Origin of the sequence: Histophilus somni, assembly GCF_014202395.1 — a bacterium.
Lineage (GTDB): Bacteria > Pseudomonadota > Gammaproteobacteria > Enterobacterales > Pasteurellaceae > Histophilus > Histophilus somni.
The window spans coordinates 173,203-189,514 of record NZ_JACHGQ010000003.1; the positions used below are offsets into that span (position 1 = coordinate 173,203).

Annotated in this window: 15 protein-coding genes and 1 riboswitch; of the genes, 4 read left to right on the forward strand and 11 right to left on the reverse strand. The window is 35.5% G+C overall.

Features of this window, described 5'->3' with window-relative positions:
* Positions 1–181 precede the first annotated feature (181 nt).
* On the forward strand, positions 182–1,138 hold the full coding sequence (locus HNR69_RS03085; protein ID WP_136122268.1) for an alpha/beta fold hydrolase: 957 nt from the start codon (positions 182–184) through the stop codon (positions 1,136–1,138).
* Here the strand turns inward: HNR69_RS03085 and HNR69_RS03090 are convergent.
* From HNR69_RS03090 to dld, 9 genes are all read right to left on the reverse strand, one after another.
* Positions 1,116–1,499, reverse strand: a complete 384-nt coding sequence (locus HNR69_RS03090) for a CrcB family protein (protein ID WP_011608929.1) — start codon at positions 1,497–1,499, stop codon at positions 1,116–1,118. The genes HNR69_RS03085 and HNR69_RS03090 overlap by 23 nt on opposite strands.
* A gap of 19 nt (positions 1,500–1,518) precedes the next feature.
* On the reverse strand, positions 1,519–2,337 hold the full coding sequence (locus HNR69_RS03095; protein WP_075293800.1) for a Cof-type HAD-IIB family hydrolase: 819 nt from the start codon (positions 2,335–2,337) through the stop codon (positions 1,519–1,521).
* Positions 2,338–2,374: 37 nt separating this feature from the next.
* Complete coding sequence (locus tag HNR69_RS03100) at positions 2,375–3,037, reverse strand: NAD(P)H-dependent oxidoreductase (protein ID WP_075293801.1); 663 nt, start codon at positions 3,035–3,037, stop codon at positions 2,375–2,377.
* A gap of 20 nt (positions 3,038–3,057) precedes the next feature.
* A complete protein-coding gene (locus HNR69_RS03105) occupies positions 3,058–3,354 on the reverse strand; it encodes a YfcZ/YiiS family protein (RefSeq protein WP_011608932.1) in 297 nt (98 codons plus the stop codon).
* Positions 3,355–3,378: 24 nt separating this feature from the next.
* Positions 3,379–4,590, reverse strand: coding sequence for an aromatic amino acid transporter (locus tag HNR69_RS03110; protein ID WP_011608933.1), 1,212 nt, complete (start codon positions 4,588–4,590; stop codon positions 3,379–3,381).
* A 93-nt stretch (positions 4,591–4,683) separates the two neighbouring features.
* A complete protein-coding gene (locus HNR69_RS03115) occupies positions 4,684–5,733 on the reverse strand; it encodes an ABC transporter ATP-binding protein (RefSeq protein ID WP_011608934.1) in 1,050 nt (349 codons plus the stop codon).
* On the reverse strand, positions 5,733–7,400 hold the full coding sequence (locus HNR69_RS03120; protein ID WP_011608935.1) for an ABC transporter permease: 1,668 nt from the start codon (positions 7,398–7,400) through the stop codon (positions 5,733–5,735). The genes HNR69_RS03115 and HNR69_RS03120 overlap by 1 nt, the downstream gene beginning before the upstream one ends.
* Before the next feature lie 156 nt (positions 7,401–7,556).
* Positions 7,557–8,573: a Fe(3+) ABC transporter substrate-binding protein gene (locus HNR69_RS03125; protein WP_011608936.1), complete on the reverse strand. Its 1,017-nt coding sequence runs from the start codon at positions 8,571–8,573 to the stop codon at positions 7,557–7,559.
* Positions 8,574–8,763: 190 nt separating this feature from the next.
* Positions 8,764–10,455, reverse strand: a complete 1,692-nt coding sequence (gene dld / locus HNR69_RS03130) for a D-lactate dehydrogenase (RefSeq protein WP_075293955.1) — start codon at positions 10,453–10,455, stop codon at positions 8,764–8,766.
* 211 nt (positions 10,456–10,666) lie between these two features.
* Here dld and dapD point away from each other — a divergent pair, with 211 nt between their 5' ends.
* Positions 10,667–11,494 (forward strand): 2,3,4,5-tetrahydropyridine-2,6-dicarboxylate N-succinyltransferase, encoded by an 828-nt coding sequence (dapD, locus tag HNR69_RS03135; RefSeq protein WP_075293802.1) that lies wholly within the window; start codon positions 10,667–10,669, stop codon positions 11,492–11,494.
* A gap of 58 nt (positions 11,495–11,552) precedes the next feature.
* Here the strand turns inward: dapD and purU are convergent, their stop codons facing one another.
* Together purU and HNR69_RS03145 are read right to left on the reverse strand one after the other, a co-directional pair.
* Positions 11,553–12,389: a formyltetrahydrofolate deformylase gene (purU, locus tag HNR69_RS03140; protein ID WP_011608939.1), complete on the reverse strand. Its 837-nt coding sequence runs from the start codon at positions 12,387–12,389 to the stop codon at positions 11,553–11,555.
* Positions 12,390–12,451: 62 nt separating this feature from the next.
* Positions 12,452–12,856: an H-NS family histone-like protein gene (locus tag HNR69_RS03145; protein ID WP_012340417.1), complete on the reverse strand. Its 405-nt coding sequence runs from the start codon at positions 12,854–12,856 to the stop codon at positions 12,452–12,454.
* A 181-nt stretch (positions 12,857–13,037) separates the two neighbouring features.
* Positions 13,038–13,209, forward strand: a riboswitch (Lysine riboswitch).
* Positions 13,210–13,296: 87 nt separating this feature from the next.
* Between HNR69_RS03145 and HNR69_RS03150 the strand changes: the two genes are divergently transcribed.
* Entirely contained in the window at positions 13,297–14,844 is a 1,548-nt protein-coding gene (locus tag HNR69_RS03150; protein WP_075293803.1) for a Na+/H+ antiporter NhaC family protein, read from the forward strand.
* Positions 14,845–14,962: 118 nt separating this feature from the next.
* Complete coding sequence (galE, locus tag HNR69_RS03155) at positions 14,963–15,979, forward strand: UDP-glucose 4-epimerase GalE (RefSeq protein WP_075293804.1); 1,017 nt, start codon at positions 14,963–14,965, stop codon at positions 15,977–15,979.
* The last annotated feature ends 333 nt before the right edge of the window (positions 15,980–16,312 follow it).

Consider the following 16,312-nt stretch of genomic DNA (forward strand, 5'->3'; position numbering starts at 1 on the left):
AAGGGAATATATTAGTCTTTGCAGGGATAGGACAACTGTATAATTCTGTATAGGAAAATTAAATAAAACTGACCGCACTTTTATGCTCACCTTATACCGTTACGATGCAATTATTTTCAATAAGTACAATGATGAAATGTGTTATGATTAACACATTTCCAGTTTTGATGTAGAGTAAATTATGAGTCAACATGAATCTCACTTCAATCATTTTGCCTTAGCCGAACTGTATCCTTTTGCTACACAATTTCCTTTGCAAAATATAATAGGAAAAAAAGGCATACGAATCGTCTATCGCCATTTTGTTCAAGAACATTGTGCTGAACGTAGATTAGTGATTTTGGTCAATGGACGTGCAGAAAACTTGTTGAAATGGACAGAGTTGGCTTATAACTTTTATCGACAAGGCTATGATGTTTTAGTGTTTGATCATCGTGGACAAGGCTATTCTCAGTGTTTATTAAAAGAGCATGACAAAGGCTATATTGATGAGTTTCGTTTTTATGCGGATGATCTTACTTTGTTAGTGGAAAAAATTACTTCGTTGTATCACTATCGTAGCCAACATATTTTGGCACATTCTTTAGGCGCTTTAATCAGCACTTATTATCTTGCCAATGATAATCACCAAATAAAAAGTGCGGTATTTTCTGCACCATTTTATGGTATTCCACTGCAGCATTCATTACGAGATGAATTCATTATTAATTTAATGATGTTGCTTGGGCAGGGCTCACGCTATGTATTTGGCAAAGGTGAGTATAAACCCGCTGATTTAGATAAGAATGATTTGAGTCTTTGTCGTACTAGAATGAAATGGATGAATCGTATTAATCGTCGATACCCACATATTCATTTAGGCGGACCAACTTTTCGTTGGGCATATGAGTGTATGTATGCCATTAAAAAATTACCCGTTGTCTTACCCCGAATTGAAATTCCGGTACTAGTTTTACAATCAGAAAGAGAAAAAATTGTGGATAACCAAAATCTGCAAAAATTGACCGCACTTTTGCCTCAAGCTCAACTAGTGCAGATTGAACATAGTAGGCATGAGATTTTATTTGAACGTGATCGAATTCGAGACTTAGCACTAGCAAAAATCAATCAGTTTTTTACTGAAAATAACGCCAAATAAACACGCCTAATGTTGTAAAAAACAAGCAACCGAGAATATGTAACGATGTAATAGTTATGCCTTCTAGCCATTTATGTTGAAGCAGATTTTCAATAACTTCTGCACTGAATGCCGAAAATGTTGTTAAACTACCTAAAAATCCAGTTACAAAAAATAGGCGATATTCAGTTGAAAAAGCAGACGAATGCCAAAACATAGCCAGCATTATTCCCATAATTAAACAACCGATATAATTTGCGATTAATGTGCCAAAGGACAAGAAAGTAAACAACGGATTGAGTAATAATGTCAATCCATGACGAGACATTGCACCAAGAGAAGCACCACAGCTAATTAAGAATAAATGTGTAAATAGATTCATATGTGTATAATAAACAGAATTAAATGATGTTAAATAGCGTGCAGAGATACCTCGCTACCGATTCTTGTGCGTTTAACCCAATGATTTCTAAATTCGGGCAAGTTGACTTTAAACGTGGATCAGCATTACTCATCACACAACCTTTACCAACTTTGGTTAACATTTGTATATCATTCATACCATCTCCAAAAGCAATACATTGCTGCATTCCATAATTCCGCTCGGCTAATACCTGCTCTAGTGCAGTGGCTTTTGATACATTTTGATTCATTATTTCTAAACAAACGGGAGTTGAATAAGTAATGCTGAGTTTGTCTCCATATGTGGTTTTGAGAGATGTTTCGATATTGACTAAGTCTTGCGGTTCCCGGCCAAGGAAAAACACTTTTTCTGTAGTTTTTCCATGATGTTGAGCAAAATTCACTACTTTATACATAAAACCGGAATCTTGATGGTATTTACGCAACTGAGGAACTTCTGTATTAATAAACCAATCATCCCCTTGATATGAATTAACACATACATGTGTACGATCAAAAGGTAAGTTCATAATTTCAAATGCTATTGTTTCAGGAATGTAATTGCGGACTAAAAGATTGCCTTGCAAATCCTGTGCTCTTGCACCGTTAGAAGTAATCATTACTGCATTTTTGATCTTAATTTTTTTTAAGATTGGTAGCAAATCCGTATGGTTACGCCCTGTTGCTAAGATAATATCTATACCTTGAGATGCAAGCTTTTGTAGTGTCTCGATAGTGAAATCGCCAATCATATGATTGGCATTAAGTAATGTACCGTCTAAATCAGAGACGATGGCACGAAAAGGAACATTTTGCATAGCCTATCTTTATCCTATACTGAAATCACAGAACAGATTATTTAACCCAAGTGACGATTTCATCAAGGGATTTACGGGATTTTGGCTTAATTTCTTTTGCTCGGTAGCCGAAAGTTGCCATTACCGAAACTCCCCATTCGTCTGAATCTAATACACCTGCGTCAGTTAAAATTTGATTTACTTTTTCATAATTAAAACCTTCAATTGGACAACTGTCTATTCCAATTAATGCAGCACCAGTTAACATATTTGCTAAGGCAATATAGGTTTGTTTACTTGCCCAGTCAAATAAAGTGCGGTCATTCTCAAGCGTTTTCATATGTTCTGCTTGAAAGAGATGATATTTTTCTTTGGTAGCTTGTATTTGTTCGCCGGATAACCCACGTCTTTTCATGGATTGTACTAAAAATTCTGAATCATAGCGTGCATTCTTTTTCGCTAAGATAACAACTAAATGACTGGCATCGTCAATTTGAGTTGCCATTCCCCAGCTGACAGGTTTTAATTTTGCCCGTAGTTCCGGATTTTGGATTACTAAAAAATGCCAAGGTTCAGAGCCGACAGAACTTGGCGAAAGGCGAGCAAATTCCAAAACATAAGAGAAATCTTCATCGCTGATTTTTTTATTTGGATCATAGTAACGTGTGGATGCACGACGATTAAAACTATCCAGCACGTGTTCTTTTGAAATAGTCGTCATAATAAATGTCCTTTAAATATTTAGCGAATTGCCATTTGGAATAAAACCACTTCAGCTTGACAACCAAAAACAATACGCATTTTTAAACGAAAACCATTTGAAATGTCGGTAATTTGACTCTCAATATTTGCAGGGTCATTTTCAATATCACGAGCTTTCTGAATAAAATAATCACGAGCGTTCAACGCTTGTTTTTCCGTATCGTATTCCGCTTCAAAAACAACTTCTCTTGCGGAATTATCCAGCATTGAATCGCCTTTGATACGGCACATATTGTGTGCTTCTGCCACTTTTTGTTGCAATGTTTTATCACTCATGATTATTTCCTTATGCTTAATAAATTAACCTACCACACTCGGTAATAAACCTGCTTGAACTAGGAATGGAATAATCACAATAAATACACCAATAACTAATACAGCGATAAGGGAGGCTGAGCCACCTTTTACTCGATACGGTAAGTGTGGGTAAATTTTACGTAATTTCCATACCATTGCAATAGGTAAAACGATTGCATAGAATGCAAACATTTGTCCTGCATATCCTAAAGCTAGGATAAACCCTTGAGGATAGAATAGTGCAAAAGCAAGTGGCGGTAAGAAAGTGAGCAGACCAACTGAAACACGATTAGCTGAAATATTTACTCGTTTTAGCAGATCTTCAATCGCTTCGAACAAACCTAAGGCAACACCTAAGAATGAAGTAATTAATGCAAATGCAGAGAATAGACGAACTGCACCGCCAATAATTTCACTTCCTGTAATTGTAATTGTTGCTGTCACCAATCCATTTAAGGTTGGATCTTGTTGTAAGATTGCCAAAAATTCTGTTTGGCTTAGTACGCCATGAGTGGCTAATTGCCATAGAATATAAGCAACAAGTGGAATAAAGGTTCCGACTAAGATAGAAACGCGTAATGCCTTTACATCGCCATCAAGGTATTTATTCAGGCTAGGAATAGAACCGTGAAAGCCGAAAGAGGTAAAGAAAATAGGGCTTGCTGAGATGATTAAGGCATTATCAATTGGAAGTGCGAGTAAGTTTTCTAAAGAGACTTTAGGCAGTAATAAGAAAAGCACTACAACAAAGAAAGCAATTTTACTGAAAAAAATGATGCGATTAATCTTATCTACGCTATTTGTGCCTGAAATAATGAAAATACCGAAAAGTACAGTAAATAATACACCTGCAATCCGAGATGTGGTTTGTTCATCGTGAATGGTGGGCAACAGTCCTGCAAGTAAAGAGCTTCCGCCGGAAATGTAAGCTGAAACTAAAGCGTAAAGAAAAATTAACAGTACAACAGTAGAAAGAATACGTCCGAAAGATCCGTAATATTTTTCAGCCAAAGTCCCAATTCCAGCATCACTGTCTACAGTCTGATATAGCTCAACGAAAAGTAGGGCGGCAAAAGAGAGTAATAGCCAAAGCCCGATTAATAAAGTAAGTGTAAAGCCAAAACCGATTCCGGCTGAGGTTAATGGCATAGCGAGCATGCCACCGCCAATTGTTGTTCCCGCTACAATAAGCGTACTTCCAAGCGTTTTGTTCATATTTTTCTCCCATGATGAAAATAAAAGTGCGGTTATTGTAACTTATATTTTTTTAAAAGTGTAATTTTATTTTTACAAAATGTAATATTATATTTACACATTTGTTTTAGGAAAGAGAATTGGCTTAGGATCTTGATAGAACAATTGTACTTTTTGTCCAATTTCTAAGGATTGCATTGTTTGAATGGTGATTTGTTGTACATCAGATAGAGTAACTTGGTACTGATAATATTGCCCTAAAAATTGACTTTGAGTTATTGTACCATGCCCCTGTAAAGTTGGTATGACCTGAATTTGATGTGGGCGAACCAGCCAATGTAACTCCGTATTTTGTAATAGTGGAGATTGATCAGCAAGTGTGAGTAAGTTGTCGATAGGCTGTATACCAAAGATTGAATGTAATTGATTTTGTTGATCAATATAGCAATCAATATAGTTATATTTCCCTAAAAATTCAGCCACAAATTTACTGTTAGGTTGGTAATAGAGTTGATCTGTTGCTCCGACTTGAATAATTTTTCCATCTTTCATCAATGCAATATTATCGGCAAAAGCAAATGCTTCTTCTTTGCTGTGAGTTACAAAGATTGCTGAAATGCTTTGTTGTTTCACTATTTGTTTAATTTCATCAATCATTTGATAGCGAACTTGGCTATCAATATTTGAAAAAGGCTCATCAAGCAATAGTAGTTTTGGCTTGCATGCTAAGGCTCGAGCAATAGCGACACGCTGTTGTTGACCTCCTGACAGTTGGTGAGGGTAACGATCTTCCAGTCCATCTAGATGAACTAAGTTAAGCATATTTTGCGAAATTTGCTTTTTTTCCATCGCACTTTTTTTATCCAAACCAAACTGAATATTTTCTTTGACTGTTAAATGAGGAAAAAGAGCATAATCCTGAAAAATAAAACCTATGTTGCGTTGTTCTACAGGGACAGGTGTTAAATCTTGTCCATTTAAGTAGATTTTTCCTTGTGTAATAGGCTGTAATCCGGCGATGGCTTTTAATAGTGTCGTTTTTCCGCAACCACTTGCTCCCAATAAGCATAAAATTTCATTTTTTTTCAATTCTAGATCGAGTTGATGTAAGACAATTTGTTGTTTGTATTGACAACTAAGTGATTGAATTTTAAGACTATTCATTATCGATCCTTTTCTGAATGTAAAATGAGTGAACGAGTGAGCCAAATAACAGGGATTAAACCAACGAGAATTAATGTTAATGCAGGCAAAGCGGCATGTTCTAATTGTTCATCGGAAGTAAAAGAAAAAACATAAGTTGCTAGGGTATCAAAATTAAAAGGTCGCAATAACAATGAGGCGTTAAGTTCTTTCATACTTTCAATAAACACCATTAAAAGTGCGGTTAAAATTCCTTTAGAAAGTAATGGGAAGTGTACTTTTTTTAACATTTTTATGCCATTAGTACCTAAGCTTTGACTTGCCATATCTAATGTAGGAGGAATTTTTTGTAATGATGTTTCAATACTTCCGAGAGCCATAGCGGAAAAGCGAATGACATAAGCGGAAACTAAAGCAAACATTGATCCTGAAAAAATTAATCCTACAGGAGATAAATTTAACTGAGCCAGTATAGCGTTAATTTGATGATCCGCAAATGTGTAAGGAATTAAAATACCGATAGCTAAAACTGTACCGGGAATAGCGTAGCTTAAACTCGCAAAGCGTAAGGTGAATTGTGCACTACGTTGTATGTGATTTGAATGTAGATTTAAGCGTTGGTAAAAATGTAAAAGCAGAGCGAAAATTACACAAACAATTGAGGCGGTAATAGAAACTGACAAACTGTTATAAGCATATTGTGAAAATTTATAGAGTTGTGATTGTTCAAAATAATGAATTGCCCAATAACTCAATTGTGCAACAGGAATAAAGAAAGCACAAGTGACTAATCCCCAGCAATAAGTTTGTACTAAAAAGCCTTTTATTCCTTTTAATGGCTTAAGTGCGGTCTTTTTTTCATACCCTCGTTGATAGGTTTTTTGTTTGTAACGGCTATAATTTTCCAGCAATAAGAGACTAAAAATAAGCAATAAAATGAACATTGAGATTTGAGCAGCCGAGCCGAGATCTCCCAGTCCTAACCAAGTGTCATAAACTGCGGTTGTTAATGTTGGCACTGCAAAATAAGATACAGTGCCGAAATCGCCCAAGGTTTCCATCGCAACTAAAGCACAACCAATAGCAATTGCAGGGCGAGTTAAAGGGAAAATAATTTTTTGTAATAACTTGCGTGGTGAGCTTCCAAGTAATTTAGCACTTTGAATTAAATTTTCGCTTTGTTCCAATAAGGCTAAACGTACTAATAGGAAAATATAAGGGAAAAGAACTAAAGCAAGAACAATGCAAGCTCCCCATAATGTTCTAATGGAAATAAACCAATAATCTTGTGCACTTGACCATGAAAAAGTTTGCCGTAAAAATACTTGTACAGCACCGGCATAGTCTAATAAATCCGTATAAAGATAAGCAACTAAATAGCCGGGCATAGCGAGAGGTAAACACAATAGCCATTGTAAGATTTTTTGTCCGGTAAATTGATATTGAGAAATAAACCAAGCACAAGGCAAAGCGAAAACTAAACTAAAAGAAACAGTTCCAATAACGAGAAGCAAAGAGTTTAGCAGATAATCAAACAGAACAGTTTGCCAAAGATGTTGAATGTTTTGCCAATTGAGGCTCCAAGATTGATAAAAAATAGCAATGATCGGTGTTACAAAAAACAACGTAATAAAAAGTGCGGTTAAAAACCAAATAATTTTATTTAATCTTGAGGAAAATAAAAACATTCGAAAACTAATTATAAAGTAATGTAAAGTTTAATGGGGCAATTATAGCATAAACTCAAAGTCAGTGAGATCATTAAATGCCCAGTTTAGAAACAGGATAAACAAAGAAAAAAGCCTAGTGGATTTAGCATACTAGGCTTGTTCTTTTAGCAAATATTAAAGATCGAATTTGACTTCATCAATAAGTTTTAATGCTTTATCGTAGTTTTCCGCTATTTTATTTAGTGGTAGCGGATCTTTCTTAAATGTTCCCCAAGATTTCACTTTTTCAGACGGTTCAACACCAGCTTTTACAGGATATTCATGGTTAAGCTCTGCGTATAAATGCTGTGCTTTATCACCACTTAAATATTCAGCAAGTTTAATTGCGTTTTCTTTATTTGGTGCATATTTTGCAATAGCAATACCGCTAATATTAACGTGAGTACCTTTTGCTTTTTGGTTAGGGAAGTTGATATAAACCGCTTCTGCCCAAGAGCGTTGTTTTTCATCGTCTAGCATTTTTCCGAAGTAGTAGCTATTGCCTAAAGAATAGTCACATACACCTTCTTTAATAGCTTTTACTTGATCACGATCGCCACCTTGTGGTTTTTGTGCCAAGTTGTTTTTTAGTCCTTCTAAAAATGCTTTTGCTTTTGCTTCACCATCATGTGCAATCATAGAAGCAACAAGAGAAACATTGTAAGTGTGTTTACCAGAACGCACACAAACTTTTCCTTTTAATTCAGGTTTTGCTAAGTCATAATAAGTGAAATCAGCAGGTAATTTACCTACACGATCTTTAGAAGTGTAAATCGCACGAGCACGAGTTGTTAGTCCAAACCATTGATCATTAGCATCTCTATATTGTGCTGGAATATTTTTTTCTAAGATTTCGCTATGGATAGGTTGTGCAAGACCCGCATTCACAATTTCCATCACACGTTTAATATCAACAGTTAATAATACGTCTGCTGGACTTAATTCACCTTCACGTTTTACACGTTCAACTAAGCCTTTATTATCAAAAAGAACATTAACTTTAATCCCTGTTTCTTTTTCAAACTCTTTTAAAATTGGTTCAATAAGATAAGGTTGACGATAGGAATAAACATTAACTTCATTTGCAGCTAAAGCACTGGCGGAAACGGTCGCTGCTAAGGCTAAGGTTAATGTGCTGAGTGATTTTTTCATGAAAACTCCTTGTAAGAATAAATATTAAGTAAAGGATACGAAAGAGCTGTATTAAATACTTTAATAGATTAAAAGTCAATAAGAATTATTCTTGATTGTGTAAGTAAAATTTTAAGTTTTATGACCGCACTTTACACAAAAGGGAAAATAACTTGATTATTTTCCCTTTTAATTCAATTTGGTAAAGCGGTTATTGCCAATATTTTTTCTTTGAGGTTTGACCTATTCCCGGATTGAAACTATTTGTTGGGTCAAGGGCTTTGTAGAATTTGCGTAATTCCGGTTTTGCTTGATACAAATGCCCAACATTATGTTCCGCTGGATATTCCGCACCACGCTGATCTAATAAATCAAGCATTTGGTGTTCCAATTCTGTACAATTATGGCCTTTTTTAATGATATAGTCTTGGTGAAAAACATGGCACATAAAATGACCGTAATAAAGTTTGTGTATAATTTTATTTTCAATTTCAGCAGGTAATTTTTCAAACCATTCTTTGTCATTACGACGCAAGGCAACATCCAAAGCAACGATATCTTCAACATCTTTATCGTGAATTGCACGATAACGAATTGCAGCTGAAGCAACAGCAAAACGGTGTAACATTGCTGCTTGAGTTTCTTCTGTATTACATTGGAAATAATTACCTTTAGAGTTATCGGAAAAATACTCTTTTAAGTATTCTTGAGCTTCTTGAACACCTGTACCACCTATTTTTACAATAAGATGATGTTCATATTGGTCACGGTATTGCCATAAAGATTTCGGTAAATGTTCCGGCATCGCTTTTGATAAAATTTGCATAAACTTATCACTGAAATCATTGGATAAAAAACTGACTTTTTTGGCGATTCGGTCAACTTTAGCTTTCAAGGCAAATAATTTAGGTAAGCGGTGTGTGCCAAATTTTTTAATAATCCAAAAAGTATCTTTACCGTATTTGGCGGCAATGTCAAAAGCATCACGATGAATATATTCGCCAGAGATTGGCAATTGTTGGAAATTAGCTAACATATGACGACGAATGTCGTTTAACACATCTGTTTGATTTGTTCCAATGTAGAAAACTGCGGTATGTTTTTCCATCGGAAACGTATCTAAGCGGACTGCAAAAACAGCTAATTTTCCGGCACTCCCGGAGGTTTCATAATGTCGGCTTGGATCAGCGTTAAATCTTGCTGGAGAGTTTTCATCAATTTGGCGTACATGTTCGCAATAAGAATGATCGTGTCCTCTGCCACAATGTTGTTGAATATCTTTGCGTTGATAACGTTGGTTTTGTAAATTTTCCAAAATTTCTTCAGGATCATTACCTAAGTCAATGCCTAAATGATTTTTGAGTTCCAATTCTCCCTGTTCATTAAGTTGAGCATAAAGTGCCATTTCTGTGTAAGCCGGTCCTCTTTGCACCAATGCACCGCCTGAATTATTACATATACCGCCAATAACAGAGGCACCAATACAGGATGAACCGATAACGGAATGAGGCTCACGCCCATGTGTTTTTAATAAAATTTCCAATTCATTTAATGTCGAACCAGGTAAGCAAACGGCTTGCTCGGCATTATTGATTAGCTGAATACCGTTCATATACATTGTATTGATAATCACAATATCACGATCATAGTCATTACCGCTTGGTGTTGATCCTCCGGTTAAACCGGTATTTGCGGCTTGATTTATAATAATTACATCAGCCTCAACACAGGCTTTTAATACGTTCCAATATTCAACCAGATTAGTAGGACGAACAACAGCAATCGCATTTCCGTTGCCAAAACGATAGCCGCTACGATAACTTTCTGTTTTACTTGGATCCGTAATAATAAATTTATTGCCTACAATGTCGGTGAGCTTGGAGATAAGTTGTTGAGTTGTCATCGTCATAAAATGTTCCTTGCTTATTTGAAAAAATCGACAACATTATAACAAATGAATGTTGACTATAAATGATGAAACTCTATTCAATTATACAGTTTTTTTGATGATTAAAAAGATAATTGAGTTTGAGCTAATAATAAAAGATGAGTTTTGTTGAGAAATATGATACAAAAGACACCGAATTTTTATTTACTCTTAATTAGGAAACGATATGTCGAATTTACAAAATATTATTGAGCGTGCATTTGAACGTGTAGCAGAAATTACCCCGACAAATGCTGAAGCAGAGCTTAGAGCAGCGGTAGATGAAGCGATTGAAGGATTAGATAAAGGTATTTATCGTGTTGCGGAGAAAAATGAACAAGGCGAATGGATTGTTAATCAATGGTTGAAAAAAGCGGTTCTTCTTTCTTTTCGTTTAAATGACAATGTTGTAGTTGATGGTGCAGAAACAAAATATTATGACAAAGTGCCGGTGAAATTTGCAGATTATGATGTAGAACGTTTTAAAACTGAAGGATTTAGAGCCGTACCGGGAGCGGTTGTTCGTAAAGGTTCTCATATTTCTAAAGGTGTTGTTTTAATGCCGTCTTTTGTCAATATTGGTGCTTATGTCGGTGAAGGGACAATGGTCGATACTTGGGCAACAGTGGGTTCTTGTGCACAAATCGGTAAAAATGTGCATTTATCCGGAGGCGTAGGGATTGGCGGAGTATTGGAGCCATTACAAGCAAATCCAACGATTATCGGCGATAATTGCTTTATTGGTGCACGTTCTGAAATTGTGGAAGGTGTGATTGTTGAAGAGGGGTGCGTAATTTCCATGGGGGTATTCATTGGTCAATCAACCAAAATTTACGATCGTGAAACCGGCGAGATTTTCTATGGTCGTGTTCCGGCGGGTTCAGTCGTTGTATCAGGTAGCTTACCTTCCAAGTGCGGTAAATATAATCTTTATTGTGCAGTAATTGTAAAAAAAGTTGATGCGAAAACATTAGGCAAAGTAGGCATTAACGAATTATTAAGAACTATCGAATAGCTAAAATTCATGTAGTTTCTATTATCTACCTGCCTCTTAACATAAGAGGCAGAGTTTTTTATAAAACAATAGTTTTATTTTGATACACAAAAATTCTGTCATGAAGTGCCAAATCTAAAGCCTGCGTTAGTACCGCTTTTTCTACATCACGTCCTGCCTTCATCATGGCTTCCGCATTATAAGTATGATCAACATTAATGACATTTTGCATAATAATTGGTCCCTGATCTAGCTCATTATTAATAAAATGTGCTGTCGCACCAATAATTTTAACCCCCCTTTCATAAGCTTGATGATAAGGTTTTGCACCGATAAATGCGGGTAAAAATGAATGGTGAATATTAATCACTCTATTGGGATAACGGCTGACGAATTCGGGATTTAAAACACGCATATATTTAGCCAAAACAATATAATCTGGAGCATATTCGTCAATTTTTTCAGCTAGTAATTTATCATGTTCTACTCGAGTTAATCCTTCATGGCTTACACAATGAAACGGAATATCAAAACGCTCGACCAACGAACACAAAGTTTCATGATTCCCAATCACAGCGGCAATTTCTACATCTAATCCGCCATAATAGGTTTTCATTAAAATGTCGCCTACGCAATGAGCCTCTTTGGTAACTAAAATTACAATACGTTTTCTTTTTGCATCAACTAAACGGCAATTTGTACCATTCGGTAAACTATAGTCTAAATCGGCAAGTAAAGTTTGTTGATTAAAAATACCTTCCAATTCAGTACGCATAAAAAAGTGTTTAGTTTCAAAATCAACAAATTCATTATTATGAATAATATTGAGCTGGTGTTTGTAACAAATATTAGTAATTTTAGCGATTAAACCTTTATCATCAGGACAATCTGTTAATAGGATTTTATTTTCAACCATAATAAATAGTGATTTATTGTGTTAAGTTAATAAAAAACTTAAGTTAGAGATTTATAGCATGATTAAATTTCGAAATCAGCCAATGTTTTTCCTGTATTTAATTCAGCTTGCAGAGATAAAGGCATACGCCCCTGACCCGTCCAAGTTTTTACTTTACCATTTTGATCTGTATATTGGTATTTTGCTTTGCGAGGAGCTATTTTTTTACGAGGGCGTTTAGTGGTAAAGGTTGGATCATCGACTAAATCAGTCAAGGTTAAGCCGTCTTGTGCTAGCAATGCTTTATATTTTGCGATACGTTCCAAACGTTCTTGTTCTTTTCGTTGATTTTCTTCAATTAGTTGACGTCGTTCATTTGTAATTAATTGAAATTTCTCCAATATACTTTCTAACTCTTGCAGAGTGAATTCTTTTGTTGCTACACGCAATGCTCGAATACTGGTTAATGTTTTTAATAGGTCAGACATTTTTACTCCTTAATTTTATATTGATAATTCGCTTTCAAATAATAACGAAAAAATATTTTTAGGTAAATCTTAATTTAAAAATAGTCTAAATTTTAATTTTATATATTAGTTTAATTATTTTACATTAATTATAGATTAATACTTGGAATTTTGATTTTCTTATTGTAATCTTACTCGCTCCTACATATGTAGAGGTGCGGCTGTTATAAGTAATTTTTTGAGTGGATAACGATGAAAAAAATGAAAGGAATAGTTGCCGAAATCAATTAAAAGTCATTTTAATTGGTTGGGGGCGTATTCGAAAGAAACGTCACTGTCATAGTATTTATCCACTATGGAGCGCTACTGGTTAGGTTGGTATGGGTTATTTTGATCACCTTATTTTAATTATATTTAAAATATCAATCTCAGTGGTTCTCCCTTAAATTAGGAAGAACAACATGGAACTTGTAAATTATTCCACATCTATTTATTCGGTTATTCCACCGATATTAGCTTTGCTATTAGCCATTGTAACTCGGAAAGTCATTTTATCTTTAAGCATTGGTATTATTACCGGTGCTTTAATGTTGACCAAAGATACATCCATATTGGATAGTATTCCTTATTTGTGGAATCATATCTCCGCTTTGGTTTATAGTATTGAAGAAAACAGCTCAATCGCATTTGCGTGGGACACAATAAATATTATCCTCTTTTTAGTTTTACTTGGTGTTTTGACTGCACTTTTAACTGTATCCGGTAGTAACCAAGCCTTTGCTGAATGGGCTCAGAAACGTATTAAAGGTCGTCGTGGTGCAAAATTAATGGCGGCTGCTTTAGTGTTCGTTACGTTTATTGATGATTATTTCCATAGTTTAGCGGTTGGTGCAATTGCCCGTCCGGTTACGGATAAATTCAATGTATCTCGAGCAAAATTAGCTTATATTCTTGATTCAACAGCAGCACCTATGTGCGTTATGATGCCTGTATCCAGTTGGGGGGCTTATATCATTACCTTGATTTCGGGACTATTAGCAACTTATGCCATTACCGATTACTCTCCAATCGGTGCATTTATGGCGATGAGTTCAATGAATTTTTATGCAATTTTCTCTATTTTATTGGTATTTTTCGTGGCTTATTTTTCATTTGATATTGGGTCAATGGCGAGACATGAAAGATTGGCATTAGAGAGAGGGGATACAGAAAGAGAAGTTGAAATACAAACAAAGATAAAAGGGCATGTACGAAATCTTGTTTTGCCAATAGTGGTATTGATTGTAGCAACTGTGGCAATGATGATGTATACCGGCGGACAAGCATTAATTGCTGACGGTAAAGCCTTTAGCGTGCTGGGTGCATTTGAAAACACAACGGTAGGGATTTCTCTCGTTGTTGGAGGGATTGCCTCAGTGGTGATGGTTACTCTCTGTATTTTAACTGATGGTCAGATTAGTTTAAATGAATATATAAAATCTTGGGGATTGGGTGCAAAATCGATGTCCGGTGCTATTTTAATTCTGTGCTTTGCATGGACGATTAATTCGGTTGTGAAAGATATGCAAACAGGGACATATTTATCCAGCCTTGTATCTGGCAATCTTCCTATTGCAACGTTACCGGCATTACTTTTCATCCTCGGTGCAGTGATGGCATTTTCCACAGGAACCAGCTGGGGAACATTTGGAATAATGCTACCAATTGCCGCAGAAATTGCATCAAATGCTGCCCCTGAATTAATGTTACCTTGCTTATCTGCGGTAATGGCTGGTGCAGTTTGTGGAGATCATTGTTCCCCTGTATCTGATACAACAATTTTGTCCTCTACCGGAGCGAAATGTAACCACATGGATCACGTAACAACACAATTACCTTATGCGTTAACATTAGCTATGGCAACAATTGTAGGCTACTTAGTTGTCGGTTTCACGTTATCCGGATTGTTAGGTTTTATCGCTTGTGGCGTAACATTAGCTGTTTTAATGTTAATTTTAAGAAAACGCTAATATCGTTTTAATTTTGTTTTTGAACCGCACTCATAAGTGCGGTTTTTATTAGAGCGGAGTTTAAAATAAGTGTAGAATAGACAAAAGTTATCGTTTATTTCTTATTTAGGAGCAAAACATGGCAATCTTAGTTACCGGCGGTGCCGGCTATATCGGTTCGCATACGGTTGTTGAATTATTGAATCATCGTTTTGAAATTGTTGTTTTAGATAATTTATCAAATTCCTCGGAAGTTTCTTTACAGCGAGTACAACAAATTACCGGAAAAAATATCACTTTTTATCAAGGCGACATTTTAGATCGAGAAATACTACAGCGTATTTTTTCAACACATAAAATTGAAGCGGTGATCCATTTTGCCGGATTAAAAGCCGTGGGAGAAAGCGTAAAAAAACCGTTGCACTATTATCAGAATAATGTGAACGGTTCGATTACGTTACTGGAAGAAATGCTAAAAGCAGGCATATATAACTTAGTTTTTAGTTCATCAGCAACTGTTTATGGAGACCCTGAAATCATTCCAATTACCGAAACTTGTAAAGTTGGCGGAACGACTAATCCCTATGGAACATCTAAATTTATGGTAGAACGTATTTTACAAGACGCAGTGAGTGCAAATCCGCACTTGAGTGTTGTCATACTTCGCTATTTTAATCCTGTCGGTGCACATGAAAGTGGTTTAATTGGAGAAGATCCTAATGGTATTCCGAATAATTTATTGCCTTATATCAGTCAAGTAGCAGTAGGAAAATTACCACAGCTTTCAGTTTTCGGTAGTGATTATGATACACACGATGGTACAGGTGTGCGTGATTATATTCATGTGGTCGATCTTGCAATTGGGCATCTAAAAGCACTGGAGAAACACCAAAATGATCAAGGCTGTCATATTTATAATCTAGGCACGGGAATTGGATATTCCGTTTTGGATATGGTAAAAGCCTTCGAAAAAGCAAATGATATTCAAATTCCTTATAAGCTAGTTGAACGCCGTCCAGGGGATATAGCAACGTGTTATTCCAATCCTCAAAAAGCATTAGAAAAATTAGGTTGGAAAACTGAGCGAGATTTAACACAAATGATGAAAGACACGTGGAATTGGCAAAAAAATAATCCTAATGGTTATAAATCGTAAGTCGTAAGTGAGCGTTTTAACATACGGATAAGACAATTCAGCTATCAACATTTCAATAACAACAGAAATAACGTTGAGTGTTTCTGTTGTTATTTTAAACGATTTAGCAAAAAAGATAGGCGACAAATCGCAAAGAATAAACTTTTTTCTAAAAAACATTTTCTTTACATTTAAAGTTAGGATAAAATCGCCCGGATAAATTAATAATACTTGACAAATAAAAATAGAATAGAAAAATGTCTACAGTCTACAGTCTACAGTCTACAGTCTACAGTCTACAGTCTACAGTCTACAGTCTACAGTCTACAGTCTACAGTCTACAGTCTACAGTCT

What these genes read in the sequence shown, in the direction of transcription:
- HNR69_RS03085 (WP_136122268.1), top strand. Translation starts at nt 182, where the DNA reads ATGAGTCAACATGAATCTCACTTCAATCATTTTGCCTTAGCCGAACTG.
- HNR69_RS03145 (WP_012340417.1), bottom strand. Translation starts at nt 12,856, where the DNA reads ATGTCTGACCTATTAAAAACATTAACCAGTATTCGAGCATTGCGTGTA.
- HNR69_RS03090 (WP_011608929.1), bottom strand. Translation starts at nt 1,499, where the DNA reads ATGAATCTATTTACACATTTATTCTTAATTAGCTGTGGTGCTTCTCTT.
- HNR69_RS03125 (WP_011608936.1), bottom strand. Translation starts at nt 8,573, where the DNA reads ATGAAAAAATCACTCAGCACATTAACCTTAGCCTTAGCAGCGACCGTT.
- HNR69_RS03105 (WP_011608932.1), bottom strand. Translation starts at nt 3,354, where the DNA reads ATGAGTGATAAAACATTGCAACAAAAAGTGGCAGAAGCACACAATATG.
- HNR69_RS03150 (WP_075293803.1), top strand. Translation starts at nt 13,297, where the DNA reads ATGGAACTTGTAAATTATTCCACATCTATTTATTCGGTTATTCCACCG.
- galE (WP_075293804.1), top strand. Translation starts at nt 14,963, where the DNA reads ATGGCAATCTTAGTTACCGGCGGTGCCGGCTATATCGGTTCGCATACG.
- dld (WP_075293955.1), bottom strand. Translation starts at nt 10,455, where the DNA reads ATGACAACTCAACAACTTATCTCCAAGCTCACCGACATTGTAGGCAAT.
- HNR69_RS03095 (WP_075293800.1), bottom strand. Translation starts at nt 2,337, where the DNA reads ATGCAAAATGTTCCTTTTCGTGCCATCGTCTCTGATTTAGACGGTACA.
- HNR69_RS03110 (WP_011608933.1), bottom strand. Translation starts at nt 4,590, where the DNA reads ATGAACAAAACGCTTGGAAGTACGCTTATTGTAGCGGGAACAACAATT.
- HNR69_RS03115 (WP_011608934.1), bottom strand. Translation starts at nt 5,733, where the DNA reads ATGAATAGTCTTAAAATTCAATCACTTAGTTGTCAATACAAACAACAA.
- dapD (WP_075293802.1), top strand. Translation starts at nt 10,667, where the DNA reads ATGTCGAATTTACAAAATATTATTGAGCGTGCATTTGAACGTGTAGCA.
- purU (WP_011608939.1), bottom strand. Translation starts at nt 12,389, where the DNA reads ATGGTTGAAAATAAAATCCTATTAACAGATTGTCCTGATGATAAAGGT.
- HNR69_RS03100 (WP_075293801.1), bottom strand. Translation starts at nt 3,037, where the DNA reads ATGACGACTATTTCAAAAGAACACGTGCTGGATAGTTTTAATCGTCGT.
- HNR69_RS03120 (WP_011608935.1), bottom strand. Translation starts at nt 7,400, where the DNA reads ATGTTTTTATTTTCCTCAAGATTAAATAAAATTATTTGGTTTTTAACC.